At 69.0% G+C, this 26,518-nt stretch carries 26 protein-coding genes and 1 riboswitch; of the genes, 8 read left to right on the forward strand and 18 right to left on the reverse strand.

The window, feature by feature from the left end; all coding sequences use genetic code 11:
• Positions 1-249 precede the first annotated feature (249 nt).
• Positions 250-1,599 carry an NYN domain-containing protein gene (locus FNV62_RS16650; protein ID WP_060902042.1) on the reverse strand — a complete coding sequence of 450 codons (1,350 nt, stop codon included), beginning with the start codon at positions 1,597-1,599 and terminating at the stop codon, positions 250-252.
• 34 nt (positions 1,600-1,633) lie between these two features.
• Positions 1,634-1,873 (reverse strand): hypothetical protein, encoded by a 240-nt coding sequence (locus FNV62_RS16655; RefSeq protein WP_054231545.1) that lies wholly within the window; start codon positions 1,871-1,873, stop codon positions 1,634-1,636.
• 152 nt (positions 1,874-2,025) lie between these two features.
• On the opposite strand from FNV62_RS16655, the gene FNV62_RS16660 reads away from it, so the two are divergent.
• A complete protein-coding gene (locus FNV62_RS16660) occupies positions 2,026-2,757 on the forward strand; it encodes a rhomboid family intramembrane serine protease (RefSeq protein ID WP_054231592.1) in 732 nt (243 codons plus the stop codon).
• A complete protein-coding gene (locus FNV62_RS16665) occupies positions 2,754-3,035 on the forward strand; it encodes an Lrp/AsnC family transcriptional regulator (RefSeq protein WP_054231546.1) in 282 nt (93 codons plus the stop codon). The genes FNV62_RS16660 and FNV62_RS16665 overlap by 4 nt, the downstream gene beginning before the upstream one ends.
• A gap of 63 nt (positions 3,036-3,098) precedes the next feature.
• On the opposite strand, the gene FNV62_RS16670 is transcribed toward FNV62_RS16665, so the two are convergent.
• From FNV62_RS16670 to FNV62_RS16695, 6 genes are all read right to left on the reverse strand, one after another.
• On the reverse strand, positions 3,099-4,460 hold the full coding sequence (locus FNV62_RS16670) for an aminotransferase class V-fold PLP-dependent enzyme (RefSeq protein WP_143613118.1): 1,362 nt from the start codon (positions 4,458-4,460) through the stop codon (positions 3,099-3,101).
• Between the two features lie 193 nt (positions 4,461-4,653).
• Positions 4,654-4,770, reverse strand: a riboswitch (SAM riboswitch).
• A 196-nt stretch (positions 4,771-4,966) separates the two neighbouring features.
• Positions 4,967-6,031 carry an anthranilate phosphoribosyltransferase gene (gene trpD / locus FNV62_RS16675; RefSeq protein WP_099923084.1) on the reverse strand — a complete coding sequence of 355 codons (1,065 nt, stop codon included), beginning with the start codon at positions 6,029-6,031 and terminating at the stop codon, positions 4,967-4,969.
• 155 nt (positions 6,032-6,186) lie between these two features.
• The gene (locus tag FNV62_RS16680; RefSeq protein WP_054231549.1) at positions 6,187-7,827 is read right to left on the reverse strand and encodes a cytochrome b; all 1,641 of its coding nucleotides are present in this window, start codon (positions 7,825-7,827) and stop codon (positions 6,187-6,189) included.
• Entirely contained in the window at positions 7,824-8,888 is a 1,065-nt protein-coding gene (locus tag FNV62_RS16685; protein ID WP_099923082.1) for a ubiquinol-cytochrome c reductase iron-sulfur subunit, read from the reverse strand. The genes FNV62_RS16680 and FNV62_RS16685 overlap by 4 nt, the downstream gene beginning before the upstream one ends.
• Positions 8,885-9,694 (reverse strand): c-type cytochrome, encoded by an 810-nt coding sequence (locus FNV62_RS16690; RefSeq protein WP_054231551.1) that lies wholly within the window; start codon positions 9,692-9,694, stop codon positions 8,885-8,887. The genes FNV62_RS16685 and FNV62_RS16690 overlap by 4 nt, the downstream gene beginning before the upstream one ends.
• 92 nt (positions 9,695-9,786) lie before the next feature.
• The gene (locus FNV62_RS16695) at positions 9,787-10,407 is read right to left on the reverse strand and encodes a heme-copper oxidase subunit III (protein ID WP_054231552.1); all 621 of its coding nucleotides are present in this window, start codon (positions 10,405-10,407) and stop codon (positions 9,787-9,789) included.
• Positions 10,408-10,600: 193 nt separating this feature from the next.
• Between FNV62_RS16695 and FNV62_RS16700 the strand changes: the two genes are divergently transcribed.
• Positions 10,601-11,002, forward strand: coding sequence for a response regulator transcription factor (locus FNV62_RS16700; RefSeq protein WP_054231553.1), 402 nt, complete (start codon positions 10,601-10,603; stop codon positions 11,000-11,002).
• Between the two features lie 65 nt (positions 11,003-11,067).
• Here FNV62_RS16700 and FNV62_RS16705 read toward each other — a convergent pair whose 3' ends face one another.
• From FNV62_RS16705 to coxB, 4 genes are all read right to left on the reverse strand, one after another.
• Positions 11,068-12,330: a L,D-transpeptidase gene (locus FNV62_RS16705; RefSeq protein ID WP_143601406.1), complete on the reverse strand. Its 1,263-nt coding sequence runs from the start codon at positions 12,328-12,330 to the stop codon at positions 11,068-11,070.
• A gap of 150 nt (positions 12,331-12,480) precedes the next feature.
• Positions 12,481-12,879, reverse strand: a complete 399-nt coding sequence (locus FNV62_RS16710) for a cytochrome c oxidase subunit 4 (protein ID WP_054231555.1) — start codon at positions 12,877-12,879, stop codon at positions 12,481-12,483.
• Positions 12,876-14,612, reverse strand: a complete 1,737-nt coding sequence (ctaD, locus tag FNV62_RS16715; protein ID WP_054231556.1) for a cytochrome c oxidase subunit I — start codon at positions 14,610-14,612, stop codon at positions 12,876-12,878. The genes FNV62_RS16710 and ctaD overlap by 4 nt, the downstream gene beginning before the upstream one ends.
• Complete coding sequence (gene coxB, locus FNV62_RS16720; protein ID WP_143601407.1) at positions 14,609-15,568, reverse strand: cytochrome c oxidase subunit II; 960 nt, start codon at positions 15,566-15,568, stop codon at positions 14,609-14,611. Before coxB ends, ctaD begins: the two co-directional genes overlap by 4 nt.
• A 333-nt stretch (positions 15,569-15,901) precedes the next feature.
• Here coxB and FNV62_RS16725 point away from each other — a divergent pair, with 333 nt between their 5' ends.
• Positions 15,902-17,293 carry a cysteine desulfurase/sulfurtransferase TusA family protein gene (locus FNV62_RS16725; protein ID WP_097284344.1) on the forward strand — a complete coding sequence of 464 codons (1,392 nt, stop codon included), beginning with the start codon at positions 15,902-15,904 and terminating at the stop codon, positions 17,291-17,293.
• Positions 17,294-17,347: 54 nt separating this feature from the next.
• On the opposite strand, the gene FNV62_RS16730 is transcribed toward FNV62_RS16725, so the two are convergent.
• The gene (locus FNV62_RS16730) at positions 17,348-18,322 is read right to left on the reverse strand and encodes a carbohydrate kinase family protein (RefSeq protein WP_097284345.1); all 975 of its coding nucleotides are present in this window, start codon (positions 18,320-18,322) and stop codon (positions 17,348-17,350) included.
• A gap of 134 nt (positions 18,323-18,456) precedes the next feature.
• On the opposite strand from FNV62_RS16730, the gene FNV62_RS16735 reads away from it, so the two are divergent.
• Entirely contained in the window at positions 18,457-18,672 is a 216-nt protein-coding gene (locus FNV62_RS16735; RefSeq protein ID WP_097284346.1) for a hypothetical protein, read from the forward strand.
• A 99-nt stretch (positions 18,673-18,771) separates the two neighbouring features.
• Entirely contained in the window at positions 18,772-20,337 is a 1,566-nt protein-coding gene (locus FNV62_RS16740) for a hypothetical protein (RefSeq protein ID WP_413083850.1), read from the forward strand.
• Positions 20,338-20,451: 114 nt separating this feature from the next.
• Here the strand turns inward: FNV62_RS16740 and FNV62_RS16745 are convergent, their stop codons facing one another.
• Positions 20,452-20,808: a HesB/IscA family protein gene (locus tag FNV62_RS16745; protein ID WP_054231562.1), complete on the reverse strand. Its 357-nt coding sequence runs from the start codon at positions 20,806-20,808 to the stop codon at positions 20,452-20,454.
• Positions 20,809-21,126: 318 nt separating this feature from the next.
• Here FNV62_RS16745 and nadA point away from each other — a divergent pair, with 318 nt between their 5' ends.
• Entirely contained in the window at positions 21,127-22,311 is a 1,185-nt protein-coding gene (nadA, locus tag FNV62_RS16750; RefSeq protein WP_097288900.1) for a quinolinate synthase NadA, read from the forward strand.
• A gap of 34 nt (positions 22,312-22,345) precedes the next feature.
• Here the strand turns inward: nadA and FNV62_RS16755 are convergent, their stop codons facing one another.
• The 4 genes from FNV62_RS16755 to FNV62_RS16770 form a co-directional block, all read right to left on the reverse strand.
• Entirely contained in the window at positions 22,346-23,029 is a 684-nt protein-coding gene (locus FNV62_RS16755; protein ID WP_060895957.1) for a response regulator, read from the reverse strand.
• Positions 23,026-24,249 (reverse strand): sensor histidine kinase, encoded by a 1,224-nt coding sequence (locus FNV62_RS16760; protein ID WP_054231564.1) that lies wholly within the window; start codon positions 24,247-24,249, stop codon positions 23,026-23,028. The genes FNV62_RS16755 and FNV62_RS16760 overlap by 4 nt, the downstream gene beginning before the upstream one ends.
• Before the next feature lie 252 nt (positions 24,250-24,501).
• Complete coding sequence (gene pspAA, locus FNV62_RS16765; RefSeq protein ID WP_054231565.1) at positions 24,502-24,780, reverse strand: PspA-associated protein PspAA; 279 nt, start codon at positions 24,778-24,780, stop codon at positions 24,502-24,504.
• Between the two features lie 30 nt (positions 24,781-24,810).
• Positions 24,811-25,602 (reverse strand): PspA/IM30 family protein, encoded by a 792-nt coding sequence (locus FNV62_RS16770; protein WP_054231594.1) that lies wholly within the window; start codon positions 25,600-25,602, stop codon positions 24,811-24,813.
• A 246-nt stretch (positions 25,603-25,848) separates the two neighbouring features.
• Here FNV62_RS16770 and FNV62_RS16775 point away from each other — a divergent pair, with 246 nt between their 5' ends.
• Positions 25,849-26,475 carry a DUF3043 domain-containing protein gene (locus FNV62_RS16775; protein WP_079089405.1) on the forward strand — a complete coding sequence of 209 codons (627 nt, stop codon included), beginning with the start codon at positions 25,849-25,851 and terminating at the stop codon, positions 26,473-26,475.
• Positions 26,476-26,518: the final 43 nt, after the last annotated feature.

Here is a 26,518-nt window from a genome sequence, read left to right on the forward strand (position 1 = left end):
CTCCCAATGAGTGATCACCCGAGTGGAGGTTCGAGCCCAGACCCTAGTGACCTTCCTGTGATCAGTTCAAATCCAAACCTGAAAATTCTTAGTCACCCAGCGCATTCTTTGCACTCAACTCACGTGCAGTGATGTGGGGCTGACGCTACGTTGCGTGAAGGTTTCGCCAATTCGGTCACAACGCCTGGATGTTACGGATGGGATGTACGGGCCCTTTGGGGCGTACGGCACAGATCGCCGAGGCCTGTTTCAGCCGCGCGAAAAGCGCTTGAGAAGCACCACGGAGGCCACCGGGCGAGCGCCGGCCTTGGCGATCCCGTCGGCCACCTCACGGTCGGTGGAGACCACGATGACGGGCCGCCCGGGCGGCTCGGCGCGCACCAGCTGGCGGATCAACTCGTCCGCCGTGACGCCCGCCTTGGAGAACAGCACCCGCACCCCGCGCGGCGGCGCGAGCAGCACGGGCGCCGCCAGCTCGGCCCCGTCGAAGACACACGTCACCTCGGCCCCCGTCTGCGCGGCGAGCTGCGAGAGCTGCCCCAGCAGCCTGAGCCGCTGCTTCTCCAGCGGCATCTGCGGATAGCCGGTCTTGGTGACGTTGTAGCCGTCGACGACCAGATGCGCCTGCGGCAGCGCGAGCAGCTGGTCGAGGATCGCGGGATCATTTTCGGACAGGGCCCGGGCCGCGATGTCCTTGGGCGTCATGCGCCCCGGTTCGACCGCGTCCACGGTCTCCGCCGGCCGTACGGACACGGGCGGCAGCGCGAGCTCCCGGCGCAGCCCCTGGGTCGCCTCCAGCACGGTGTCGAGCAACAGCCGTACGCGCATGTCCTCGACGCTGCGACCCTCGCGCGCCGCCTTGCGGGTGGCCTCCAGGGCCGCCTCGGCCTCCGAGAGCCGCGCCTTGAGCCGTCGGGTCTCGCTCTCGGCGGCCGACACCTGGGCCTGCCCGTCCGCCCGCGCGGTGTCCATCTCGCCTTGCAGCTTGCGCAGCGCGGCCTCGCCCCGTTTGACGTCGCTGAGGGCGCCGCGCAACTTGCGGTGAAGCGATTCCGCTTCCCTCTTCGCGGACTCCAACTCCGTGCGCAACCGCTCGGTTTCGGCCTTGGTCTGACCACGTGCCTGCGCGAGCTCCTCGCGCAGCCGCTCCAGCTCCGCCCGGCTCTCCTCGTCCGCGCGCTCGGCGTCCGCCCGCAGGGCCTCCTCGCCCGCGGCGGTCACCAGCTTCACCCAGCCCGTGGGGCGCAGCACATAGGCCGCGGCCGCCACGTCCAGCGGATCCGCGGCCGGCGGTGGCGCGCCCGAGTCGAGGGCGCCGGCGAGCTCCGGCTGCGCCTCTCTGAGCTTCTCGGCGATACGCTGCCGGAACAGCGGATCGGTCTCCAGCGCGGCGGCCATGGCGTTGCCGGCGAACTTCGCGCGCCGATTGGGGGCGAACCGCGCATACTGCCGCAACTGGGCGGGGAGTTCGGCAACGGTCAACCCGCCGAAGCTGTCCGACACGATCTGTACGACCCGCCGGCGCACCCCGTCGGGCAGCGGACGGTCGAGCACCTCAGCGGCGCCGTCGTCCGGCTCCCCGCCTGTGGTCTCCACCATCCGTCACCCCAATGTCTGTGCGGGGCCCGCTCCCTCAGGAGCCGGCGCCCGGCCTGTCCACCAGTTCCACCTGGTCCACCGCGTTGCACCACCGGCAGCGCACCGACTCGATGGTCTCACTGACCACCTTGCGCTCCTCGACGTTCGGCTCACCGGCCAGGTCCAGGTGCACATACTCGACGACCTTGGACGAGCGGGTCACGTCGAATCGCGTGAGGTTGCCGCAGAGTGTGCAGCGCCAGCGAGTCTCGGCGGTCGGGAGGGGAACCGTCATGTGGCAGTCGCTTTCCTTCTAGTGTCCGTCCAGCGCCGGTCTCCGGCGCGTGTGGCTCGTTACCCTACGGCCTGGCGGGTACTCGACGCTCGGCCGTCCATGGCGGCGAGGCATTCTGCGCGCATCGGTGCGGTTACGTCATGCTCTGTCCCATGATCAGCACCTGGGGTACGGCGGTCGGCAGGACGATGCGCGGTCAGTCCGCGCCGGTGACGTACGGGCTGATCTTCCTGTGCTGCCTGATCTTCCTGATCGGTCCCGCCTCGGGACTCAATCCGTCGTTCGGCACCGGGGACGCGCTGGTGGTCGCCCAGCGGGCCTACTTCCGGCGCTGGGGCGTGATCCCCGCCGAGCTCTTCGACGGGACCCCGAGCGCCTGGCTCACCCCGGCCACGGCCCTGTTCATCCATGGCAGCTGGCTCCACCTCCTGGGCAACATGCTCTTCTTCTACGTCTTCGGAGCGATGACCGAGGAACGCATGGGCCACGTCCAGTTCGCCGTCTTCTACGTGGTCTGCGGCTACCTCGCTCTGCTGGGTTACGCGATCGCCAACTCCGGCTCCGAGCAGACCCTGGTCGGCGCCTCGGGGGCGATCTCCGCGGTCCTCGGAGCGTTCCTGTACCTGTTCCCCCGGGCCCGGGTGACCAGTCTCTTCCCGTTCCTCTTCTTCCTGCCGCTGCGCTTCCCCGCCTGGGTCGTGCTGCCCTTCTGGGTGACCCTGCAATGGCTGGCGGCGGGCCGCAGCCCCTCGGGCCCCGGGGTCGCCTATCTGGCCCACCTGGTGGGCTTCTCGCTGGGGTTCGTCTACGCGTGGGTGCGGTTCGGGCGGCCGACTAGAGTGAAAACCCCAGCAGCAGCCCCCGAGGGAGAAAACCAGCCGTGATCACCGCGATCGTGCTCATCAAGACCAGCGTGGACCGGATCCCCGAGATCGCCGAGTCGATCGCCGCGCTGGACAGTGTCAGCGAGGTCTTCTCCGTCACCGGTACGTACGACCTGATCGCCATGGTCCGGGTGAAGGCCCACGACGACCTGGCCGACGTCATCCCCGGCAAGATCAGCAAGATCCCCGGCGTCGAGGGGACGGACACCCACGTCGCGTTCCGCACGTACTCCCAGCACGACCTGGAGGCGGCGTTCGCCATCGGCCTCGACAGCTAGGCACAGCCGCGCGGTCCCATCGGGGATGTGGGGGCGGAGCCCCCACGCACCCCCAAGCCGGTCTCAGACCGCCGGGACGCAGCGGCCGTCCTCCGTGCGGTAGTTCCACTTCGCCCCGTCCCGCACCAGTTCCTTCACCGCGCGCACGAACCGCTCCACGTGCTCGTCGGGCGTACCGGCCCCGAAGCTGACGCGGATCGCGTTGAGGGACTTCTCCCCGGGCGCCGCCTCGGGCGCCCCGCACTCCCCCTGCGTCTGCGGATCGCTGCCGAGCAGCGTCCGCACCAGCGGGTGGGCGCAGAAGAGACCGTCGCGCACCCCGATCCCGTACTCGGCGGACAGCGCGGCCGCGAAGTGCGAGCTGTTCCAGCCCTCGACGACGAACGAGAGGACGCCGACGCGCGGGGCGTCGTCGCCGAAGAGCGACAGGACGCGGACCTCGGGCACCTCGGCCAGACCGGCGCGGACGGCCCCGATCAGCTGCTCCTCGCGGGCGACGAGCGTGTCGAAACCGGCCTCGGTCAGCGCCTTGCAGGCGGAGGCGATGGAGTAGGCGCCGATCACGTTCGGCGAACCGGCCTCGTGCCGGGCCGCGCTCTCGTGCCACTCCACGTCCACGCCGCCGTCCACCCGCCGCGTGACCTTGCGGCTGGCGCCGCCGCCCGCGAGATACGGCTCGGCCTCGCGCAGCCAGTCGGCGCGGCCCGCGAGCACGCCGGAGCCGAACGGCGCGTACAGCTTGTGCCCGGAGAAGGCGACCCAGTCGACGTCGAGGTCCCGCACGGACACCGGGTGGTGCGGGGCGAGCTGGGCGGCGTCCAGGACGATCCGGGCACCGTGCGCGTGCGCGGCGGCGGCCAGCTCGCGCACGGGCCACAGCTCGCCGGTGACGTTCGAGGCGCCGGTGACGCAGACGAGGGCCGGCCCGTGGGGGTCGCGGGCGGCGAGGGCCCGCTCCAGGGCCGCGACGGCCTCCCGCGGGGTACGGGGCGCGTTGAGGTAGGTGACCTGGGCGTCCTTCCACGGCAGCAGCGAGGCGTGGTGTTCCGTCTCGAAGACGAACACCTGGCAGCCGGCCGGGAGGGTGGCGGCGAGCAGGTTGAGGGAGTCGGTCGTGGAGCGGGTGAAGACGACCTGGTCGTCGCCCCGGCAGTCGAGGAACTCCGCGACGGTCCTGCGGGCGTTCTCGAAGAGGTCGGTGGACAGCTGGGAGAGGTACCCGGCGCCGCGGTGCACGCTGCCGTAGTACGGGGCGTACGCGGCGACGTCGTCCCACACCCGCTGGAGGGCGGGGGCGCTGGCGGCGTAGTCGAGCGCGGCGTAGGTGACCTCACCGCCGGTCACGAGCGGGACGGTGACATCTCGCCCCAGAACGGGCAGAGGGGCACAAACGGCCTGGTCGGCGGCAGTGGTGGAGACAGACATGGCGAGCTCCTGTGAGAGGCAGGCGGAATCGCTGCGCGGGCCGGGTGCACGGGGGTACGGGTGTGCGGCTGCACGGCTCGGCGCAGGGAGGAAAGGCAAAAGGGGTGTGCGGAGGCGGGGCTCTACGCCCTATCGCATTCGCTTGCTCACAGAAGGCTCCCTCGAACGACCAGGACCCCTGGGATTCTCGAGGGGTCCGCGCTTGCCGCAGACCTCGCTGCCTACGGCCTGGTCTTCACCCGGGGCACCCCGCCACGGACGGAGGGTTGCCGGACAGCCGGCCGGGGCCTGATGGCTGTCGCTCATGACCTGATACGGCATCCTGCCACAAGATCTTCCACCCGCAACCCGGCGTCCGCATACCGGGACGCCGAGTGGGAGGCAGCGCCACTACCCGGGGGCTCCGCCCCCGGACCCCCAAAAGATCGCGCAGTTCCCCGCGCCCCCTGAAGGGGCGCGGGGAACTGCGCGAACAACCCCCACCGGCCCGCAGACGAACAACCGAGCTACGACTGGCTCGCAGCCACCCAGCGTTCCAGCGTCCGCTTCGCCGCCCCAGAGTCGATAGCCTCCGCCGCCTTCGCCATCCCGGCGCGGAGCTGGTCCGCGAGCGGTGCGTCGGTCGGGGACAGGGCGACGAGGGCCGCCGCGGAGTTCAGCAGCACGGCGTCCCGTACGGGCCCCGTCTCGCCGTTGAGCAGGCGACGGGCGACGTCCGCGTTGTAGGACGCGTCGGCGCCGCGCAGGGCCTCCACGGGGACGAGTTCGAGGCCGACGTCACGCGGGTCGAACCGCTCCTCGGTGACCTTGCCGTCGCGGACGATCCAGACCCGGGACGTCGCGGTGGTGGTCAGCTCGTCCAGGCCGTCGTCGCCGCGGAAGACGAGCGAGGAGTTGCCGCGCTCGGCGAACACGCCCGCCACGATCGGCGCCATGCGCAGGTCCGCGACTCCGACGGCCTGTGCCTTCACCCGCGCCGGGTTCGTCAGCGGACCCAGCACGTTGAACGTGGTCCGGATCCCCAACTGCCCCCGCGCCGCCGCGACATGACGCAGCGCCGGGTGGAACTTCACCGCGAAGCAGAAGGTGATCCCGGCCTCCTCCGCGACCTCGGCCACCCGCTTCGTCGTCAGGTCCAGATTGACGCCGAGCTTCTCCAGGACGTCCGAGGCACCGGACGCGGAGGACGCGGCCCGGTTGCCGTGCTTGACGACTTTGGCGCCGGTCCCGGCGACGACGATCGACGACATCGTGGAGATGTTCACCGTCTTCGCGCCGTCACCGCCCGTACCGACGATGTCGACGGTGTCCCCCGGCACCTCGATCACATTGGCGTGCTCGTACATCGTCCGGACGAGACCGGAGATCTCCTCGACCGTCTCGCCCTTGGCCCGCAGCGCCACCGCGAACCCGGCGATCTGCGCGTCCGTCGCCTCGCCGCTCATGATCCGGTCCATCGCCCAGGCCGTGTCGTCCGCGCTCTGGTCGCGGCCCTCGAGCAGGCCGTTCAGCACCACGGGCCAGGAACGGCCCGCCGCGGTGTCGCCTCCAGCGGGGTTCACAGCGCTCATAAGCCGCTCCTGGGTCCGTCGTCCCGCCAAAGGGACGCCTTGTGTAGATGGGAACACCCTATCCAGGCCCGGAGACGGCAAAGAGCCCCCGTCCAGGCAATGGACGGAGGCTCTCGCCGTGGCGATCAGTGAAGACCGGTCAACCGGTCGGAGGATCAGTGGTGGCCGTGGCCGCTCGTGATCTCCTTGTACTCCTCGACCGTGGGCTTCGGGATCTGGCTGTCCTCCCCGTAGAAGCCCTCGCTGAGCTTGGAGCGCAGCCTCTCCGAGCCCTTCACCTTGCGCTCGACACCGTTCTCGTCGACCGTCGCGCCGATCACGGCGGGCTGGTACTGCTCGTGCGCGGTGAGCGTGTGCAGGGCGTCCTGGCTGAGCGGCTCGTGCACCTCGATGAACTCACCGTGCGGCAGGCGCTTGATGATGCCCGACTCGCGGCCATGCAGCACCTTGTCCTTGTCGCGGCGCTGGAGGCCGAGGCAGACCCGCTTGGTGATGACGAACACGATGACCGGCACGACGAAGAAGCCGATGCGCACGAACCAGGTGATCGAGTTGATCGACAGGTGGAAGTGCGTGGCCCAGATGTCGTTGCCGCCGCCGACGAGCAGGACGAAGTACCAGCTGATCCAGGCGGCGCCGAACGCGGTCCGGGTCGGGACGTTGCGCGGGCGGTCCAGGATGTGGTGCTCGCGCTTGTCGCCGGTGACCCAGGACTCGATGAACGGGTAGACCGCGATCGCGACCAGGACCAGCGGGAAGATCACGAGCGGGATGAACACGCCCAGCACGAGCGTGTGACCCCAGACGTTGATCTCCCAGCCCGGCATGACACGGATCAGGCCCTCGGAGAAGCCCATGTACCAGTCGGGCTGGGCGCCCGTGGACACCATGTCCGGACGGTAGGGGCCCATGGACCAGATCGGGTTGATCGAGGCGATCGCCGCGATGGCCGCGATGACACCGAAGACCAGGAAGAAGAAGCCTCCGGCCTTGGCCATGTAGACCGGCAGCAGCGGCATGCCGACGACGTTGTTGTTCGTCTTTCCGGGGCCCGCGAACTGCGTGTGCTTGTGGTAGAAGACCAGGATCAGGTGGCCGACCACCAGGCCGAGCATGATGCCCGGCAGCAGCAGGATGTGGACCGAGTAGAACCGCGCGACGAAGTCGCCGCCCGGGAACTGCCCGCCGAAGAGGAAGAACGCCAGGTACGTGCCGACGACCGGCACGGACAGGACCGCGCCCTCCATGAAGCGGACACCGGTGCCGGAGAGCAGGTCGTCCGGGAGCGAGTAACCGGTGAAGCCGGTGAACATGCCCAGGACGAACAGCAGGAAGCCGAACAGCCAGTTGACCTCACGCGGCTTGCGGAACGCACCCGTGAAGAACACACGCATCATGTGCACGAACATGCCGGCGAGGAAGATCAGCGCCGCCCAGTGGTGGATCTGCCGGACCAGCAGACCACCGCGCACCTCGAAGGAGATGTGCATGGTCGAGTTGAACGCCTCGGACATCAGCTGTCCCTGGAGGGGGACGTAGCTGCCGTGGTACGTGACCTCGTTCATCGACGGGTGGAAGAACAGCGTCAGGTACACACCCGTGAGGATGATGATGATGAAGCTGTAGAGGCAGATCTCACCCAACATGAACGACCAGTGGTCGGGGAAGATCTTGCGCATGTTGGACTTGGCCAGGGAGTAGATCCCGAGCCGTCCATCGGCCCAGTCGGCGACTTTCTCGCCGGCCGGGGCCTTCTCGCGCGAGGGGCGCGAGTCGGAGGTGGTGGTAGTGCTCATCCGCGCTCCCAGAAGGCAGGACCGACGGGCTCTTCGAAGTCGCCGAGCGCTTCGAGGTAGCCCTGTTCGTTCACACCGATGCGCAGCTGCGGCAGGGCGTGACCGGCCGGGCCGAAGATCACTCGGGCACCGTCGGAGAGGTCGAAGGTGGACTGGTGGCAGGGGCAGAGCACGTGGTGCGTCTGCTGCTCGTACAGGGAGATCGGGCAACCGACGTGGGTGCAGATCTTCGAGTACGCCACGATGCCCTCGTGCGACCAGGCGAGCTCGCGCTTGTCCTTGATGTTCTCCGGCTGGAGCCGGACGATCATCAGGGCCGCCTTGGCGATCTGGAGCTGGAAGTCCTCGTCGTGCTCCTCCAGGCCCTCGGGCTTGGCGAAGGTGAGCGAGCCGACGGCGACGTCGGAGGCGCGCAGCGGCTCGTTCGTGTTCATGTTGACGAGCAGCTTGCCCTTGGACCAGAGCGTGTGGCGCAGCTTGGTGCCGGGCAGCGGACCCAGGTCGCGCAGCAGCATGACGCCGGAGAGCGGGAACAGGGCCAGCGCGCCGAACATCGTGTTGCGGATCAGCTTGCGGCGGCCGAGCGCGGACTCCTTGGCGCCCTGCTTGAAGTCGGCCAGGACCTTGGCCTTGACCTCGGGCTCCGCCTCGATCGGGTGACGCTGGTCGGCGATCTCCACGTCGGACATCAGGGTGCGGGCCCAGTGGACCGCGCCCGCTCCGATCGCGAACAGCGCCACACCGAGGGTCATCCCCAGCGCGAAGTTCAGCGCGCTGATGTGCCCGAGCGGGAAGACGAAGATCGACTTGTCCCTCGGGATCGCCACGTACGAGGCGATGAAGCCGACGGTGGCCAGCATCGACAACGTGAACAGCATGGCGACGACGCGCTCGGACCGCTTGGCGGCCCGCTCGTCGATGTCCTGGATGCGGTGCTCGTGGGGCGGCAGGCCCGGGTCCGCGAACGGGTTGGTCTCGTCCGCGAGGGCTACCGCGCCGTGACCGTGCTCGTCGACCTGCTCAGCGGGCAGGTTCTCTTCTGGAATGTCTTGGCTACTCATGACTTCTTGGCCTTTGCGGTCCGAGCGGCGACCCAGACGGCGACGGCGACCAGGGCGCCAAGACCGAAGATCCAGCCGAAGAGGCCTTCACTGACCGGCCCGAGGCCGCCCAGCTCCAGACCGCCGGGGCTCTCGGTGTCGTCACCGTTGACCGCGTTGAGGTACGCGATGATGTCCTTCTTGTTCTTCTCCGACAGCGTGGTGTCGGGGAAGGACGGCATGTTCTGCGGGCCGGTCTGCATGGCCTCGTAGATGTGCTTGGGGTCGACACCCTCAAGGCTCGGCGCGTACTTGCCGTGCGTCAGCGCGCCGCCCTTGCCGGTGAAGTTGTGGCACTGCGCGCAGTTCGTACGGAAGAGCTCGCCGCCCTTGGCGATGTCCGCGCCCTCGGGGCTGACCTGGCTCTTCGTCGGAATCGTGGGACCGGCGCCGAGCGAGGCGATGTACGCCGCGAGCTGGTCGATCTCGGCCTGCGAGTAGATGACCTTCTTGCGCGGGATCTGAGCACCCGGCTGCTGGGCCGGCATACGGCCGGTGCCGACCTGGAAGTCGACCGCCGCGGCGCCGACACCCACCAGGCTCGGCCCGTCGGAGGACCCCTGACCGCCGGTTCCGTGGCAGCTGGCGCAGCCCACGGAGTAGAGCTTCTTGCCCTCGTCGATGGCAAGGGACTGGGCGGTCGTATCGGCCTGCGCCTTGCTCGCGGGTGCGAACGCGGCGTACAGCCCCCCGGTGGCCGCCAGCGCGAGGAGTAGGACGACGACCGCCGCCAGCGGATGGCGTCGTCGTGCGGAGAGCTTTTTCACGGATTACCCCGGTGTCAGGATCTTCTGCGTCGATGCTTCTGGAAATGGATCGGTTCGTCGCGTGCGATCGGTTCGCCGCGGACGACGCCCGGTTACTTGATCATGTAGATCGTGGCGAAGAGGCCGATCCAGACGACATCGACGAAGTGCCAGTAGTAGGACACGACGATGGCTGCGGTTGCCTGCTCGTGAGTGAACCTCTTGGCCGCGTAGGTGCGACCGAGGACAAACAGGAAGGCGATGAGTCCACCCGTCACGTGCATGCCGTGGAAACCGGTGGTCAGGTAGAACACCGAGCCGTACGGGTCGGAGGAGAGCGAGAGCCCGTCCTTCTTGACCAGCTCGGTGTACTCGAAGATCTGACCGCCGATGAAGATCGCACCCATCACGAACGTGACGGTGAACCACATCCGGAGCTTCTTCACGTCCCCGCGCTCGGCGGCGAACACGCCGAGCTGGCAGGTCAGGGAGGAGAGCACCAGGATCGTGGTGTTCGAGGCCGAGAACGGGAAGTTGAGATGGCTCGCCATCTCCTTCCAGTGATCCGGTCCGGTCACCGATCGCAGGGTGAAGTACATCGCGAAGAGGGCCGCGAAGAACATCAGCTCGGAACTCAGCCAGATGATGGTTCCGACGCTGGTGAGGTTCGGCCGATTGACCGACGGGTGCGCGTGCCCGGTTTCTACTGTCGTTGCTGTCGCCACGACCGACATTATGTCGGTCGCTTATCCCGCCCTCACGCCCGGGGGTGCCGTTCGGGGTGTTGATGGGGTGTGTCCAGCCCGTATGGCCCATCGAAGCCCTGTCCGAACCGGTGTTGACGAGGTGTTCGAGGGGGTAGCATCCGCGCCATCGGTACCAGGAGTTCCCGAGCAATGCCGTGCTTCTTAGATGCGTGGAGGAACAATGCAGCCGACCGCCACGGTGCTGGTCTACAGCGACGACTCCAACACCCGGGGGCAGGTGCGGCTGGCGACCGGCCGCAGACCGGCCCCCGACGTCCCCCAGGTCGAGTTCGTCGAGTGCGCCACGCCCGCCGCCGTCCTGACGGAGCTGGACAAGGGCGGGATCGACGTCTGTGTGCTGGACGGCGAGGCGGTTCCGATGGGCGGCATGGGCGTCTGCCGGCAGATCAAGGACGAGATCTTCAACTGCCCGCCCGTGCTGGTGCTCATCGGGCGTCCTCAGGACGCCTGGCTGGCCACGTGGAGCCGTGCGGACGCGGCGGTGACCCTTCCGGTGGACCCGGTCGAGTTCGCCTCCGCGTTGGCCTCGCTGCTCCGCCGCAAGGCACTTCTGGGCGCCTGAGAGCACGGAGCGGCGGAAGGAGACAGCCCCGCGCCTCTTTCGGGGCGCGGTGGCCAGGGTCTGGGTCACACGGACTCGGGACGTAGGCGGGCCCGGTCCGTCAGCTTCGGGCCCTCCGGGGTGCCCGCCGTCAGGGCGCTGCCGTTGCGCCAGTCCTTCCAGGCGACGTTCCAGTCGCCGAAGCCGTTGTTGAACGGGGTCATCGCGTCGCCGTTGGAGTTCTGGACCTTCACGATGTCGCCCGGTCGGACGTTCTTGAAGAACCACTCCGCGTTGCTGGTGCTCATCCCGGTGCAGCCGTGGCTGACGTTGGCGGACCCCTGCTCCCCCACCGACCAGGGCGCGGCGTGCACGTACTCGCCGCTCCAGGTGACCCGGGTCGCCCAGTAGACGGGCAGGTCGTAGGAGTCCGCGCTGCCCTCGGCGATACCGACGGTGGTACCGCGCATGCGTACGTAGGGCTCCTTGCTCAGTACGACCTTGACGCCGTTGCGGGTCTCGTAGCCCGGCTTGCCGGTGGTGACGGGGATCTGGTTGATCACCTGGTCGTTCTTGTAGATCGTCATGGAGTGCGCGGCGGCGTCCGTGACGGCGACGAAGCGGTCCCCGGTGGTGAGCGTCAGGGGCTTCGCGTCGCCGCCCCAGAGTCGGTCGGCGACCTTGATGCCCTTCAGGTTGCTGTGGGCCTGGATGGTGGCGTGGATGGGCCAGTACTCCTTGGGGCGGTAGTGCAGCGTCTTGTCGTCCACCCAGTGCCAGGCGCCCTCCACGGCGGGCACGGAGTCGACCTTCAGGGCTCCTTCGACGATCGCGCGAGCGGCCTTGTCCTTGACCGGGGCACTGAGTTCGGCGGTGATGGGCTGACCGACGCCGTACTCCCCCGAGGCGGGCCCCAGGGTCACGCCCAGGGGCTTGTTCGTGGTGGGCGCGGTGGTCTCGAAGTCGACGATCTGGCGGCCGGGGGCGCCGTCCTCGTCCTCCGTGCTCACGTGCACCGTGTAGTGGGCGCCCGCGGCCAGTGGTGAGGTGCTGTGCCATCGGGAGCCGTCGGCGGCGAGTTCGCCCGCCACATAGCGCCCCGACGCGTCGAAGGCCGTCACATCGGTGATGCGCTCGTCGTCGCCCTTGGAGGTGATTTCCAGGGGCTTGTCCGGGTCGACCTTGCGGCTGTCGCCGACCACGTCGGTGAAGGAGAGCTGACCCGCCGCGTCGTACGGCCTGGCGGAGAGCGGGTGGCCGCTTCCGCCGCAGGCAGCGGCGGCCGCGCCGAGGGCGACCACCAGCGTGGTGCGGCTGACGACCGTGCGGATTCGCGGTGCGTGATTCATGGACTCAAGCTATGAACACCCGTCAACCATGGCGCGGCGAGTGAGCCGTGTGGGGGATGTGACGTGCGGCAAAAGAGGAAGCCCGGACTCTCCCTCAGGAGAGTCCGGGCTTCCGGGGTGTCCAGCGATCGCTACGGGACCGCGTGCGTGCTACTGGGTGCGGTTCTCACCGTGGTAGTACTCGAAGACCCAGCCCCACAGGCCGATCAGGATGAGCGGGAACCCGAAGTACAGCAGCCACCAGCCGAAGACGACGGCCATGAAGGCGATCGCACCGCCGACACCGAGCGCGAGCGGCTGCCAGCTGTGCGGGCTGAAGAAGCCCACCTCGCCGGCCTCGTCCGCGACATCGGCCTCGTCGTTGTCCTGCGCCAGCTGGTCGACCCGCCGGGCCGTGAAGGCCAGGTAGTAGCCGATCATCACGCTCAGGCCGAAGGCCAGGAAGAGCGCCGTGGTGCCGGCCGGCTCCTTCGACCACACGCCATAGACGATCGCGATGACGAGGATGAAGGCAGCCAGCCAGAGGAACATCTTGCCTTGGACCTTCACTTGCCGGCCTCCTTGCCACCAGCGAGGGCCTTCTCACCGTGACCGGCGTTCTCGAGCTGGTCGAGAGCGGCGATCTCCGGGTGGTGCAGGTCGAAGGCCGGGGATTCGGAACGGATCCGCGGCAACGTGAGGAAGTTGTGGCGCGGCGGCGGGCAGGACGTGGCCCACTCCAGCGAGCGGCCGTAGCCCCACGGGTCGTCGACCTCGACCTTCTTGCCGTACTTGGCGGTCTTCCACACGTTGTAGAAGAACGGCAGGATCGACAGGCCGAGCAGGAACGAGCTGATCGTCGAGATCGTGTTCAGCGCGGTGAAGCCGTCGGCGGCGAGGTAGTCCGCGTAGCGACGCGGCATGCCCTCGACACCCAGCCAGTGCTGCACCAGGAACGTGCCGTGGAAGCCCACGAACAGCGTCCAGAAGGTGATCTTCCCGAGGCGCTCGTCGAGCATCTTGCCGGTGAACTTCGGCCACCAGAAGTGGAATCCGGAGAACATCGCGAACACGACCGTACCGAAGATCACGTAGTGGAAGTGCGCCACCACGAAGTACGAGTCCGAGACGTGGAAGTCCATCGGCGGCGAGGCCAGGATGACACCGGTCAGACCACCGAAGGTGAAGGTGATCAGGAAGCCGACCGCCCAGAGCATCGGGGTCTCGAAACTCAAGGACCCCTTCCACATCGTTCCGATCCAGTTGAAGAACTTCACGCCTGTCGGTACGGCGATGAGGAACGTCATGAAGGAGAAGAACGGGAGCAGCACGCCACCGGTGACGTACATGTGGTGCGCCCACACGGTCACGGACAGACCGGCGATGGAGATCGTCGCGGCGATCAGGCCCATGTAGCCGAACATCGGCTTGCGGGAGAACACCGGGATGACTTCGGAGATGATGCCGAAGAATGGTAGAGCGATGATGTACACCTCTGGATGGCCGAAGAACCAGAAGAGGTGTTGCCATAGCAAGGCTCCGCCATTGGCGGCGTCAAACACATGCGCACCGAATTTTCGGTCCGCCTCCAGCGCGAACAGCGCCGCCGCGAGCACGGGGAAGGCCAGCAGCACCAGCACCGCGGTGAGCAGCACGTTCCACACGAAGATCGGCATGCGGAACATCGTCATGCCGGGAGCGCGCATGCAGATGATGGTCGTGATGAAGTTGACCGCACCGAGGATCGTGCCGAAGCCGGAGAAGGCCAGACCCATGATCCACATGTCGGCGCCGACACCCGGCGAGCGGACCGCGTCCGACAGCGGGCTGTAGGCGAACCAGCCGAAGTCGGCCGCGCCCTGCGGGGTGAGGAAGCCACCGACCGCGATGAGCGAGCCGAACAGGTAGAGCCAGTAGGCGAACATGTTCAGCCGCGGGAACGCCACGTCGGGCGCGCCGATCTGCAGCGGCATGATCCAGTTCGTGAAGCCGGCGAACAGCGGCGTCGCGAACATCAGCAGCATGATCGTGCCGTGCATCGTGAACGCCTGGTTGAACTGCTCGTTCGACATGATCTGCGTGCCGGGGCGAGCCAGTTCGGCGCGCATCAGCAGCGCCATGACGCCACCGATGCAGAAGAACGCGAACGACGTGACGAGGTAGAGCGTGCCGATCGTCTTGTGGTCAGTGGTGGTGAGCCACTTGATCACGACGTTGCCCGGCTGCTTGCGCCGCACCGGCAGCTCGTTCTCGTACGAGTCTTCGGCTGCCCCGGCACCCTGAGGTTCGTTGAGGATGCTCACAGGTTGTTCGTCTCCCGGTTCTTCTCGTGGCCCGTCTGCTCAATGCCGGCCGGGACGTAACCGGTCTGTCCCTGCGCCGCGAGCTGCTTGAGGTGGGCCTCGTAGCGCTCGGGGGAGACGACCTTCACGTTGAAGAGCATCCGGGAGTGGTCGACGCCGCACAGCTCGGCGCACTTGCCCAGGAAGGTGCCCTCCTTGTTGGGGGTCACCTGGAAGGAGTTGGTGTGGCCCGGGATGACGTCCATCTTCATCAGGAACGGCACCACCCAGAAGGAGTGGATGACGTCACGCGAAGTGAGGACGAAGCGGACCGTCTTGCCCTTGGGCAGCCAGAGGGTCGGACCGGGGTTGCCCGTCTGCGGGTTCCGCTCACCCGGCGTACCGACCTCGTAGACACCGCCGGCGTTCGCCGGGAAGTCCTTCTTGAACCGGTCCGGAATGGCACGCAGGTTCGGGTCGATCTTGGCGTTGCCGGTGACACCGGGAACGTCCTCGATGTAGTTGAAGCCCCAGCTCCACTGATAGCCGACCACGTTGACCGTGACGTCGGGCTTCGGCTTGAGGCTGAGGAGCTTCGTCTCGTCGCGGGCGGTGAAGTAGAACAGCACCGAGACGATGATCAGCGGGACTACCGTGTACAGCGCCTCGATGGGCATGTTGTACCGGGTCTGCGGAGGAACTTCGACCTTGGTGCGGCTGCGCCGGTGGAAGAACACACTCCACAGGATCAGGCCCCACACCAGCACGCCAACGGCGAGCGCGGCCGCCCAGGACCCCTGCCACAGGGAGAGGATCCGCGGACCCTCTTCTGTGGTCGGGGTGGGCATACCAAGGCGGGGGAAGTCCTTGTATGTGCAACCGGTGGCGGTCGCCAGGACCAGGCCCGCAGTCAGTGCCTGCAGCAGCTTCCGCCGCATCGGGCGCCGCGGCGAGCGGTCGGAGCCGTTGGGACTCACGTAGCGCCTTCCCGAGAGTCTCGCCCGCGCGGTCGGCTGCGGCCTTCTCGCTGGTCGGTCGCCGCCCTGCGTCGGGCAGGGGTTTGGATGTTTATGCGGACCAAACCCTACTGGACGCTATTTGGGGTCGCGCGGGGAGGGTGCCCAACGCGCCGCCGGGTCAGCCGAAGGGGGTGGGTTGCCCTGCTCCGGGCTACTTCTGACGGAGGTTTGGGGCGCCCAGGAGCTCGGGGCGTCAGGACGTCACAGCGGCTGCGGGCTCGTTGTGGCTTGTCGCGACGTTCCTCGCGCCCCTTTGGGGCGCTGCCCTGACCGGGGCCTTAGCGTTGGGGTGTGGCCTACTTCGATGCTGCTTCCGCTGCTCCTCTCCATCCCGTCGCCCGGCAGGCCCTGCAGGCCTCGCTCGACGAGGGGTGGGCCGATCCCGCGCGGCTCTACCGGGAGGGGCGGCGGGCCCGGCTGTTGCTCGACGCGGCGCGCGAGGCGGCGGCCGAGGCGGTGGGGTGCCGCCCGGACGAGCTGACCTTCACCTCGTCGGGCACCCGGGCGGTGCACTCCGGGATCGAGGGTGCGCTGGCGGGCCGCCGGCGCGTCGGACGCCACCTGATCGTGTCAGCCGTCGAACACTCGTCGGTACTCCATTCGGCAGAGGTCCACGAGGCGGCGGGCGGCTCGGTGACGACGGTGCCCGTCGACCGCGCGGGCACCGTCTCCCCTTCTTCCTACGCCGCCGCCCTGCGCCCCGACACCGCGCTCGCGTGCCTCCAGTCCGCCAACCACGAGGTGGGCACGGAGCAGCCGGTGCGGGAGGTCGCGGAGGCGTGCCGGGCGGCGGGGGTGCCGCTGTTGGTGGACGCGGCGCAGTCACTGCCCTGGCGCCGGGTGGAGGGCGACTGGTCCCTGTTGACGGCAAGTGCCCACAAATGGGGCGGGCCTTCGGGGGTCGGACTGCTCGTCGTGCGCAAGGGGGTGCGGTTCGCTCCCCAAGGGCCCGTGGACGAGCGGGAGTCGGGGCGGGCGGCGGGCTTCGAGAACATCCCTGCCGTCGTGGCCGCGGCGGCGTCGCTGCGCGCGGTACGGGCGGAGGCGGTCGCGGAGGCCGCGCGCCTGCGGGAACTGACGGAGCGGATCCGCGTACGGGTGCCCGAACTGGTCCCGGACGTCGAGGTGGTCGGGGACGCGGTTCACCGTCTCCCGGGGATCGTCACCTTCTCCTGCCTGTACGTCGACGGGGAGACGCTCCTGCACGAACTGGACCGGGCGGGTTTCTCCGTCTCCTCCGGCTCCTCCTGCACGAGCAGCACGCTGACCCCGAGCCATGTCCTGAAGGCGATGGGCGTCCTGAGCGAGGGCAACGTCCGGGTCTCGCTGCCACCGGGTACGCCGTCCGAGGACGTCGACCGGTTCCTGTCGGTGCTGCCGGACGCGGTCGCGGACGTACGCGAGAAGCTCGGCGCCCCGACGGCGTCGGCGCCGCCCTCGCCGTCCCCCTCCGGCTCCGACGCGCTCGTGGTGGACTCCCTCGGCAAGCTCTGCCCCATCCCGGTCATCGAACTGGCCAAGGTCATCGGGGACGTGCCGGTGGGCGGCACGGTCCGCGTCCTCTCGGACGACGAGGCCGCCCGGCTGGACATCCCGGCGTGGTGCGAGATGCGCGGGCACGAGTACGTCGGGGAGGAGCCGGCGGACCACGGCTTCGCCTATGTGGTCCGCCGGGTGTCCTAGACGGCCGGCCGGAGGAGTGTCCCGATCAGGCCAGATGGGCCCGGACCTCGGTGATCAGGCCAGGTGGGCCCGGACCTCGATGGCCGCGTCGTCGCCGTACGCCTTGGTGAAGCGGTCCATGAAGTGGGCGCGGCGGAGCTGGTACTCCTGGGTGCCGACCGTCTCGATGACCAGCGTCGCGAGCATGCAGCCGACCTGGGCGGCGCGCTCCAGGGAGACTCCCCAGGCGAGGCCGGAGAGGAAACCGGCGCGGAACGCGTCGCCGACGCCCGTCGGGTCCGCCTTGCGCTCCTCGTCCGGGCAGCCGACCTCGATCGGGTCCTCACCGGCCCGCTCGATGCGCACGCCCCGGGCGCCGAGGGTCGTCACACGGTGACCGACCTTCGACAGGATCTCCTCGTCGCTCCAGCCGGTCTTGGACTCGATGAGCCCCTTCTCGTACTCGTTGGAGAAGAGGTAGGTCGCCCCGTCCAGCAGTATCCGGATCTCGTCGCCGTTCATACGGGCGATCTGCTGCGAGAAGTCGGCGGCGAAGGCGATCGCGCGCGAGCGGCACTCCTCCGTGTGGCGGAGCATCGCCTCCGGGTCGTCGGCGCCGATCAGGACGAGGTCGAGGCCGCCGACCCGGTCCGCGACCGCCTTGAGCTCGATCAGCCGGGCCTCGCTCATCGCGCCCGTGTAGAAGGAGCCGATCTGGTTGTGGTCGGAGTCCGTGGTGCACACGAAGCGCGCGGTGTGCAGCACCTCGGAGATCCGGACCGAGTCGGTGTCGACGCCGTGGCGGTCGAGCCACGCCCGGTACTCGTCGAAGTCGGAGCCCGCGGCCCCGACCAGGATCGGCCGGGTGCCCAGCTGTCCCATGCCGAAGGCGATGTTCGCGCCGACGCCACCCCGGCGTACGTCGAGGTTGTCGACCAGGAAGGACAGGGAGACCGTGTGCAGCTGGTCCGCGACGAACTGGTCGGCGAAACGGCCGGGGAAGGTCATGAGGTGGTCAGTGGCGATGGAGCCGGTGACTGCGATACGCACGGCGAGGACACGCTCCTGCGACGGAAGGGGATTGACAGTTCACGCTACCCGGTCGACACGTGCCGTCTGAAGCGGTCAAAACTACCCGATAGTAGGTCTTTCTTCGTAACGCTCGGCGTGCATACGGTTCCGTCATGACGAACCGCAAGGTCCACGGCTCCGTTCCGCACGACTTCGAAGGCGATCTGGCGTCGCTGCGCGGCGACGGCGCCTTGGCCCGTGACTGGGCGGCACCGGACCCGATCATCTCCCGTGCCGACCTTCCCGTGTCCCCGTCGCGCATCCACGGAGTGACCGTGCCTCCCGCGTCCGCCCGTCTGCTGGACGCGATGTCCGACTACGGCGACTGACAGGACCCGGAAGGTCCTCGAAAAGGGCGGCCCCGAACGGCGCCCGCAGGGAACCGTGCGCTCCCCCGCTGCGTCCCATCGCTGTCCCCCGTAAAGGGGATGCGGTGTACGACCAGAAGGAGCGATGCGGTGAGCACCGAGCGACCCGAGACCGAAGCGCCCGAGCCCCCCGAGGACGGCGGCGAGCCGGCGAAGCCGCGCCGCCGCCATTCCCCGGCGGCCGTCGCCTCCGTCGCGGCCGCGGTGCTGCTCGTCGGGGGCGGCGGGGCCTATCTCGCCGCGACCGCGTCCGGCGGCGGGAGCGACCGCGACCACTCCGCGAGCCCCGGCGCCGACGGCACTCCCCCGCCGCTGGTCCTCGACGGCTACACCGAGGGCGGTACGGGTGGCACGGGCGGTACGGGCGATATCGCGCCCGGTGAGCCCAACCCCTACGGCGTGACCTACCACGCGAACGGCACCCTGCCCGCCGGCCCGGACTCCGCGCCCGTCTACGCGGCGAAGGGCGAGGTCACGGCGGCCGAGGTGGCCCGCCTCGCGAAGGCCCTGGACATCGCGGGCACCCCGAAGCTCACCGGCGAGACCTGGAAGGTCGGCCAGGACAAGGACGGCTCGGGACCCAGCCTCCAGGTGAACCAGCGGGCCCCCGGGACCTGGACGTTCAACCGGTACGCGCCCGGCACCGACAACTGCAAGGGCGCCGTGTGCACGAGCGACCCCGGCTCCCCGAGCAGCCACGCGGTGACCGAGACCGCCGCGAAGAAGGCCGCCGTGCCCGTGCTGAAGGCGCTGGGCCAGGACGACGCCAAGCTGGACGCGAGCGAGCTCATGGGCGCCGTACGGGTGGTGAACGCGGACCCGAAGGTCGGGGGCCTGCCCACGTATGGCTGGACGACCGGCGTCCAAGTCGGCCCGGACGGCCAGGTGGTGGGCGGCAACGGCCAGTTGAAGACGCCGGTCGAGGGAGACACGTATCCCGTGATCAGCGCGAGCAGGACCCTGGATCTGATGAACGGCAAGGCCGCTCTCGCGACGCCGGGCGGCGGGCGCGTGGGACCCGGCGGCTGCGCCAGTGCCGTACCGCTGAAGGACCGTGACGAGACGCCGTGCCGTGCGTCGACGGCGGTGCCGAAGCGGGAGTCGGTGGCCGTCGAGAAGGCCGTCTTCGGGCTGGCCTCGCACTTCGTGTCCGGGCACCAGACACTGGTGCCGTCCTGGCTGTTCGAGGTACGGCCGACGGGCACGGACTCCGCCTTCACGGTGACGCATCCGGCGGTCGCCCCGAAGTACCTGACCTCGCCGGAGCCGACCGCGGCACCGACGCCGACCGCCACCCCCAGCCCGCGGCCGACCGCGGCGCCGACGTCCCGTGACGTCAAGGTGCAGGGCTACACGGCCGACGGCAAGGACCTGACCGTGAGCTTCACGGGCGGGGTGTGCGCGGACTACTCCGTCTCCGCGAGCGAGAGCACGGACAAGGTGACCGTCAAGGTGACCGAGACACCGTGGCAGGGCAAGGTCTGCATCCTCATCGCCAAGGTGTACGAGAAGACGGTGCACCTCGACCAGCCGCTCGGCGACCGGAAGGTCGTCGGGTCCGACGGCACGCCGATCCCGGAGGGCAAGCCGGCCGGCGCCTCGGTGAAGACGCCCCAGGCGCGGTAGCCACGGGAGCGGTCAGGGCGGCTCAGGCATGGCCCCGGATGCGCGAAGGCGGCGTCCCTGTCGGAGGGGGACGCCGCCTTCGTACGCGTTACGCGTTCGGCAGTTGGCCGGGGCTCAGCTGAAGGAGTCGCCGCAGGCGCAGGAGCCCGTCGCGTTCGGGTTGTCGATCGTGAAGCCCTGCTTCTCGATGGTGTCCACGAAGTCGATGGAGGCGCCGCCCAGGTACGGAGCGCTCATGCGGTCGGTGACGACCTTGACGCCACCGAAGTCCTTGACGACATCGCCGTCGAGGGAGCGCTCGTCGAAGAAGAGCTGGTAGCGCAGACCGGAGCAGCCACCGGGCTGAACGGCGACGCGCAGCGCCAGATCGTCGCGGCCTTCCTGGTCGAGCAGGGCCTTGACCTTGCCCGCGGCGGCGTCGGACAGCATGATGCCGTCGCTCACGGTGGTCTTCTCGTCCGATACGGACATCTGCTTCTCTCCCGGGTTGTACGGAGACTGCTTGCCGACGATTGCAACCGCCGGGGCCGCGGATTCATTCCGGGCCGAGAGTCTGCCTTTCCGTGGGCTTTCCGTTCTCGCCTCCCATGCTCGCACACGCGCCGGAGAGCGGACAGCGGCCTGTGGACAACCTCCGGGATTCACGTCACATCGACACTATGGGCATCGTCAACATGACATGAAGCGGTTATGATAGATAGCGTCATTTCGACGAAAAGGCTAGTCCGAATGTCCCGCTGGGTCGCCCCCGTGATCCAAGCGAGCCGCAGAACAGAAAGGGTGCGTGTCGTGACCACCGCCCAGACCCAGGAGCTCGACGTACAGCCGACGCCCCTCGCCCTACTGCTGCTCGGCCGCGAGGCCGACCCGAGGAGCGAGCGCGGCGTGGAGTGTCCCGGAGACCTGCCCTCGCCGTCCGACCCGGACCTCGTGGAGCGGGCCCGCGCGGCCAAGGAGAAACTCGGGGACAAGGTCTTCGTGCTCGGCCACCACTACCAGCGCGACGAGGTCATCCAGTTCGCCGACGTCACGGGCGACTCCTTCAAGCTGGCCCGCGACGCCGCCGCGCGCCCGGAGGCCGAGTACATCGTCTTCTGCGGTGTGCACTTCATGGCGGAGTCCGCGGACATCCTGACGTCCGACGACCAGAAGGTGGTCCTCCCCGACCTCGCCGCCGGCTGCTCCATGGCCGACATGGCGACGGCCGAGCAGGTCGCCGAGTGCTGGGACGTGCTGACCGAGGCCGGGGTGGCCGAGCAGGTCGTACCCGTCTCCTACATGAACTCGTCCGCCGACATCAAGGCGTTCACCGGCAAGCACGGCGGCACGATCTGCACCTCCTCCAACGCCCAGCGGGCCCTGGAGTGGGCGTTCGAGCAGGGTGAGAAGGTGCTCTTCCTCCCCGACCAGCACCTCGGCCGCAACACCGCCGTCCGCGACATGGGGATGAGCCTGGAGGACTGCGTCCTCTACAACCCCCACAAGCCGAACGGCGGCCTCACCGCGCAGCAGCTGCGCGACGCCAAGATGATCCTGTGGCGCGGCCACTGCTCGGTCCACGGCCGCTTCTCGCTGGACTCGGTGAACGACGTCCGCGAGCGCATCCCCGGCGTGAACGTCCTCGTCCACCCCGAGTGCAAGCACGAGGTCGTGTCGGCGGCGGACTACGTCGGCTCCACGGAGTACATCATCAAGGCCCTGGAGGCCGCCCCGGCCGGCTCCAAGTGGGCGATCGGCACGGAGCTGAACCTGGTCCGCCGCCTGGCGAACCGTTTCGCGCCCGAGGACAAGGAGATCGTCTTCCTCGACAAGACGGTCTGCTTCTGCTCCACCATGAACCGCATCGACCTCCCCCACCTGGTGTGGACCCTGGAGTCCCTCGCCGAGGGCAACCTGGTCAACCGCATCGAGGTGGACAAGGAGACGGAGGCGTTCGCGAAGCTGGCGCTGGAGCGGATGCTGGCGCTGCCGTAACGCGGAGACCATTCCGCCCTCGGGCGTACCAGGATCACTCCACCCTCGGGCGTACCAGGCCCGACTCGTAGGCGATGACGACGAGTTGGGCCCGGTCCCGGGCGCCGAGCTTGGCCATGGCCCGGTTGACATGGGTCTTCACGGTGAGCGGGCTGACCTCCAGCCGCTCGGCGATCTCGTCGTTGGAGTGTCCTCCCGCGACCTGGACGAGCACCTCGCGCTCGCGCCCGGTGAGCGCCTCGAGCCGCTCGGCCCGGGCGGAGTCCCGGCCCTCGTCCGAACCGTCCCCCTGGGCGAGGAACTTGGCGATCAGCCCCTTGGTGGCCGCCGGGGACAGCAGCGCCTCGCCGCCCGCCGCGATCCGGATGGCGTTCAGCAGCTCCTCCGGCTCCGCGCCCTTGCCGAGGAAGCCGGAGGCGCCGGCCCGCAGCGACTGCACCACGTACTCGTCGACCTCGAAGGTCGTCAGCATGACCACCCGTACGTGTGCGAGTCCCGGGTCGGCGCTGATCAGCCGGGTGGCGGCGAGGCCGTCGGTGCCCGGCATCCGGATGTCCATCAACACCACGTCGGCGCGGACCTCCCGGGTGAGCCGCAGCGCCTCCGCGCCGTCGGACGCCTCGCCGACCACCTCCATGTCGGGCTCGGAGTCGACGAGGACACGGAACGCGCTGCGCAGCAGCGCCTGGTCGTCGGCGAGCAGGACACGGATGGTCATGCGGAGTCCCCCAGGGCGGGCGCGGTGCGGTTCTTGACCGGAAGGATCGCATGGACCCGGAAGCCGCCTCCGTAGCGGGGACCGGTCGTGCAGGTGCCGCCGAGCGCGGTGACCCGCTCGCGCATCCCGAGCAGCCCGTGCCCGCCGCCCTCCTCCGGGCCGTCGTCCTGCCCAGGTCCGTTGTCGAGGACGGTCACTTCCACGTTCGGTCCCACGCGTACGACGCTGATCTCGGCCTTCGCCTCCGGGCCCGCGTGTTTCTGCACATTGGTGAGGGCTTCCTGGATGACGCGGTACGCGGCGAGGTCGACGGCGGCGGGGAGGGTGGTGCCGTGGTCGGCGCGGGCGACTTCCACGGGGAGTCCGGCGTTGCGGAAGGTGTCGGCGAGTTCGTCGAGGCGGGCGAGGCCCGGGGCGGGTTCCGTGGGGGCCTCGGGGTCGCCGGACTGGCGCAGCAGGCCGACGGTGGCGCGCAGTTCGTTGAGGGCCGAGCGGCTGGCCTCGCGGACGTGCGCGAGGGCTTCCTTGGCCTGGTCGGGGCGCTTGTCCATCACATGGGCCGCGACTCCGGCCTGCACGTTGACGAGGGCGATGTGGTGGGCGACGACGTCGTGCAGGTCGCGGGCGATGCGCAGCCGCTCCTCGGCGACGCGGCGGCGGGCCTCCTCGTCGCGGGTGCGCTCGGCGCGGTCGGCGCGTTCGCGGATGGCGTGCACGAAGGCGCGACGGCTGCGTACGGCGTCGCCCGCGGCGGCGGCCATGCCCGTCCAGGCGAAGATCGCGAGGTTCTCCTGCGCGTACCAGGGCAGGGGGCCGACCAGCATCGCGCAGGCCGTCAGCACCGTCATCGTGAGCAGGCCGACGCGCCAGGTGGTGGGGCGGTCCGTGGCCGAGGCGACGGTGTAGAGGGCGACGACGGCGGACATCACCACCGGGGCTCTGGGGTCGCTGGCGACCAGTTCCACGGCGGAGAAGGCTCCGGTCGTGGCGAGGATGGATCTGGGGGCGCGGCGGCGGAACACGAGGGCGGCGGCGCTGAGCACCATGAGGGTGAGGCTGAGGACGTTCGGGGTGTGCGTGCCCCAGGTCGCTCCGTTCTCCCCGTGGGGGTCGACGAAGGAGCTGGCCAGCATCGCCACGAGTACGCCGGCCGCCAGGGTCGCGTCCAGTGCCATCGGGTGCGCGCGGAGTCTGCACTTCGTGCGCTCTAGAGTGCTCACCCGTTTTACGGTACGGGGCCCTTGCAGGGGGCGGAACGGCCTCGTCCTCAAACGCCGGACAGGCTGGAACGAGGGCGAGCCGAGGTTTTCAGGGGCGCGGGGAACTGCGCGCCCAGCCCCCACGGGCCCGCAGCCAAAGGACTGGGCGGGGGACGCGGGGCGCAGCCCCGGTCAGGGGGCGGGGAACTGCGTGGGCGAGTTGGGCGGCCCCGGAGCTGAGGAGCTCCCCCGCTCAACCCCCGGAGGGAACCGTCAGCCGGGGATCAGGCCCTCGTCGGTCAGCATGGCGCGGACCTCTTCGAGGGTCGCGTCGGGGGACGGCAGGATGAGGTCGGAGGGTTCGAGGGCGTCGTCGGGAAGCGGAGCGCCGAGGCGGCGGACCTGGTCCAGAAGAGTGGTCAGGGTGCGACGGAAGCCGGCCTCGTCACCGCTCTCCATCTCGGCGAGCAGCTCGTCGTCCAGCTTGTTCAGTTCGGTGAGGTGGCTGTCGTCCAACCTCACCTGCCCCTCCCCCATGATCCGTACGATCATGTCGCCCTCCTCAGGCGCCCTAGGTGTGGGTCACTGCTTGTCGAAGCGCGGGGTGTCCTGCGGCTGGGACTGCGACGTGGACTGTCCCGTGCCGCCCTCGATCGCCTGCTGCGGCGAACCACCGGCGAGCTCGGCCTTCATGCGCTGCAGTTCCAGCTCTACATCCGTACCACCGGAGAGCCGGTCCAGCTCGCTCTGGATGTCGTCCTTGGCCAGACCGGACTGGTCGTCGAGCGCACCGGAGGCGAGCAGTTCGTCGATCGCGCCGGCGCGGGCCTGCAGCTGCGCGGTCTTGTCCTCGGCGCGCTGGATCGCCATGCCGACGTCGCCCATCTCCTCGGAGATGCCGGAGAAGGCCTCTCCGATACGGGTCTGCGCCTGGGCCGCCGTGTAGGTCGCCTTGATGGTCTCCTTCTTGGTGCGGAAGGCGTCCACCTTGGCCTGGAGCCGCTGCGCCGCGAGGGTGAGCTTCTCCTCCTCGCCCTGGAGGGTCTGGTGCTGCGTCTCCAGATCCGTCACCTGCTGCTGGAGCGCCGCACGGCGGGAGAGCGCCTCGCGGGCCAGGTCCTCGCGGCCGAGCGCGAGCGCCTTGCGGCCCTGGTCCTCCAGCTTGGTGGACTGGTTCTGGAGCTGGTTCAGCTGAAGTTCGAGGCGCTTGCGGCTGGTCGCCACGTCCGCGACGCCGCGGCGCACCTTCTGCAGCAGCTCCAGCTGCTTCTGGTACGAGTAATCGAGGGTTTCGCGCGGGTCCTCGGCCCGGTCAAGGGCCTTGTTCGCCTTCGCGCGGAAGATCATCCCCATACGCTTCATGACACCGCTCATGGGCTTCGCGCGCCCCCTTCTGACGGACTCCAGCTCCAGGTACTGCAACAGAACCCACAGTACGGGCCCTGCATCCATTACCGCACTGTTCGGGGACGGATGCGCTCATCCCCAAGGACGACTGCGTACGGCACCGCTCCGGCGTAGGGAGTAGGTGGGACTCGGGGTCCACCCGTACACAACGTCCCCTCTGTCCCAGTACAGACGCACGGTGTTGCCGGATCGTTCCCCACTCGAACGACGTCCATGCCGCCGCACCCCGTACCCTTGGGTTTTGTGTTCCGTAGCCGTGCCAAGGAAGAGAAGGCCCCCGCCGACAAGGCGCAGGTGACCGACTCCAAGCAGACCCGTGACCCGCAGGCCCCCAAGGGCCGCCCCACGCCCAAGCGCAGTGAGGCCCAGACCCAGCGTCGTAGCGTCGCCCAGACGCCGACGACGCGCAAGGAGGCGGCCAAGCGGCAGCGCGACGAGCGCCGTGTCCAGATGGAGAAGCAGCGCCAGGCCCTGGCCAACGGCGACGAGCGCTATCTGCCCGCCCGTGACAAGGGGCCGGTGCGCAAGTTCGCTCGCGACTTCGTGGACTCGCGCTTCTGTGTCGCGGAGTTCTTCCTGCCGATGGCCGTGGTCATCCTCGTGCTGAGCATGGTGCGGGTGGGCTCGCTGCAGAACATCGCGCTGCTGCTGTGGCTCGTGGTGATCGTGATGATCGTGGTCGACTCGATCGGCATCGCGATCCGCCTGAAGAAGCAGCTGGCCGCCCGCTTCCCCGACGTGCCCAAGAAGGGCGCGGTCGCCTACGCGCTGATGCGCACTCTCCAGATGCGTCGCCTCCGGCTGCCGAAGCCGCAGGTCAAGCGCGGAGAGCGGCCCTGAGCACGACATCGTTCTCCGGGGGCGCGGCGGATGCCTGGCTGAG

It is taken from the genome of Streptomyces sp. RLB3-17, from assembly GCF_007113425.2.
Classification (GTDB): domain Bacteria; phylum Actinomycetota; class Actinomycetes; order Streptomycetales; family Streptomycetaceae; genus Streptomyces; species Streptomyces mirabilis_D.

Coding starts and splice junctions, on each gene's coding strand:
- FNV62_RS16650 (WP_060902042.1), bottom strand. CDS start 1,599: ATGGTGGAGACCACAGGCGGGGAGCCGGACGACGGCGCCGCTGAGGTG.
- FNV62_RS16655 (WP_054231545.1), bottom strand. CDS start 1,873: ATGACGGTTCCCCTCCCGACCGCCGAGACTCGCTGGCGCTGCACACTC.
- FNV62_RS16660 (WP_054231592.1), top strand. CDS start 2,026: ATGATCAGCACCTGGGGTACGGCGGTCGGCAGGACGATGCGCGGTCAG.
- FNV62_RS16670 (WP_143613118.1), bottom strand. CDS start 4,460: ATGTCTGTCTCCACCACTGCCGCCGACCAGGCCGTTTGTGCCCCTCTG.
- trpD (WP_099923084.1), bottom strand. CDS start 6,031: ATGAGCGCTGTGAACCCCGCTGGAGGCGACACCGCGGCGGGCCGTTCC.
- FNV62_RS16680 (WP_054231549.1), bottom strand. CDS start 7,827: ATGAGCACTACCACCACCTCCGACTCGCGCCCCTCGCGCGAGAAGGCC.
- FNV62_RS16685 (WP_099923082.1), bottom strand. CDS start 8,888: ATGAGTAGCCAAGACATTCCAGAAGAGAACCTGCCCGCTGAGCAGGTC.
- FNV62_RS16695 (WP_054231552.1), bottom strand. CDS start 10,407: ATGTCGGTCGTGGCGACAGCAACGACAGTAGAAACCGGGCACGCGCAC.
- FNV62_RS16700 (WP_054231553.1), top strand. CDS start 10,601: ATGCAGCCGACCGCCACGGTGCTGGTCTACAGCGACGACTCCAACACC.
- FNV62_RS16705 (WP_143601406.1), bottom strand. CDS start 12,330: ATGAATCACGCACCGCGAATCCGCACGGTCGTCAGCCGCACCACGCTG.
- FNV62_RS16735 (WP_097284346.1), top strand. CDS start 18,457: ATGACGAACCGCAAGGTCCACGGCTCCGTTCCGCACGACTTCGAAGGC.
- FNV62_RS16740 (WP_413083850.1), top strand. CDS start 18,772: ATGCGGTGTACGACCAGAAGGAGCGATGCGGTGAGCACCGAGCGACCC.
- FNV62_RS16745 (WP_054231562.1), bottom strand. CDS start 20,808: ATGTCCGTATCGGACGAGAAGACCACCGTGAGCGACGGCATCATGCTG.
- FNV62_RS16755 (WP_060895957.1), bottom strand. CDS start 23,029: ATGACCATCCGTGTCCTGCTCGCCGACGACCAGGCGCTGCTGCGCAGC.
- pspAA (WP_054231565.1), bottom strand. CDS start 24,780: ATGATCGTACGGATCATGGGGGAGGGGCAGGTGAGGTTGGACGACAGC.
- FNV62_RS16770 (WP_054231594.1), bottom strand. CDS start 25,602: ATGAGCGGTGTCATGAAGCGTATGGGGATGATCTTCCGCGCGAAGGCG.
- FNV62_RS16775 (WP_079089405.1), top strand. CDS start 25,849: ATGCCGCCGCACCCCGTACCCTTGGGTTTTGTGTTCCGTAGCCGTGCC.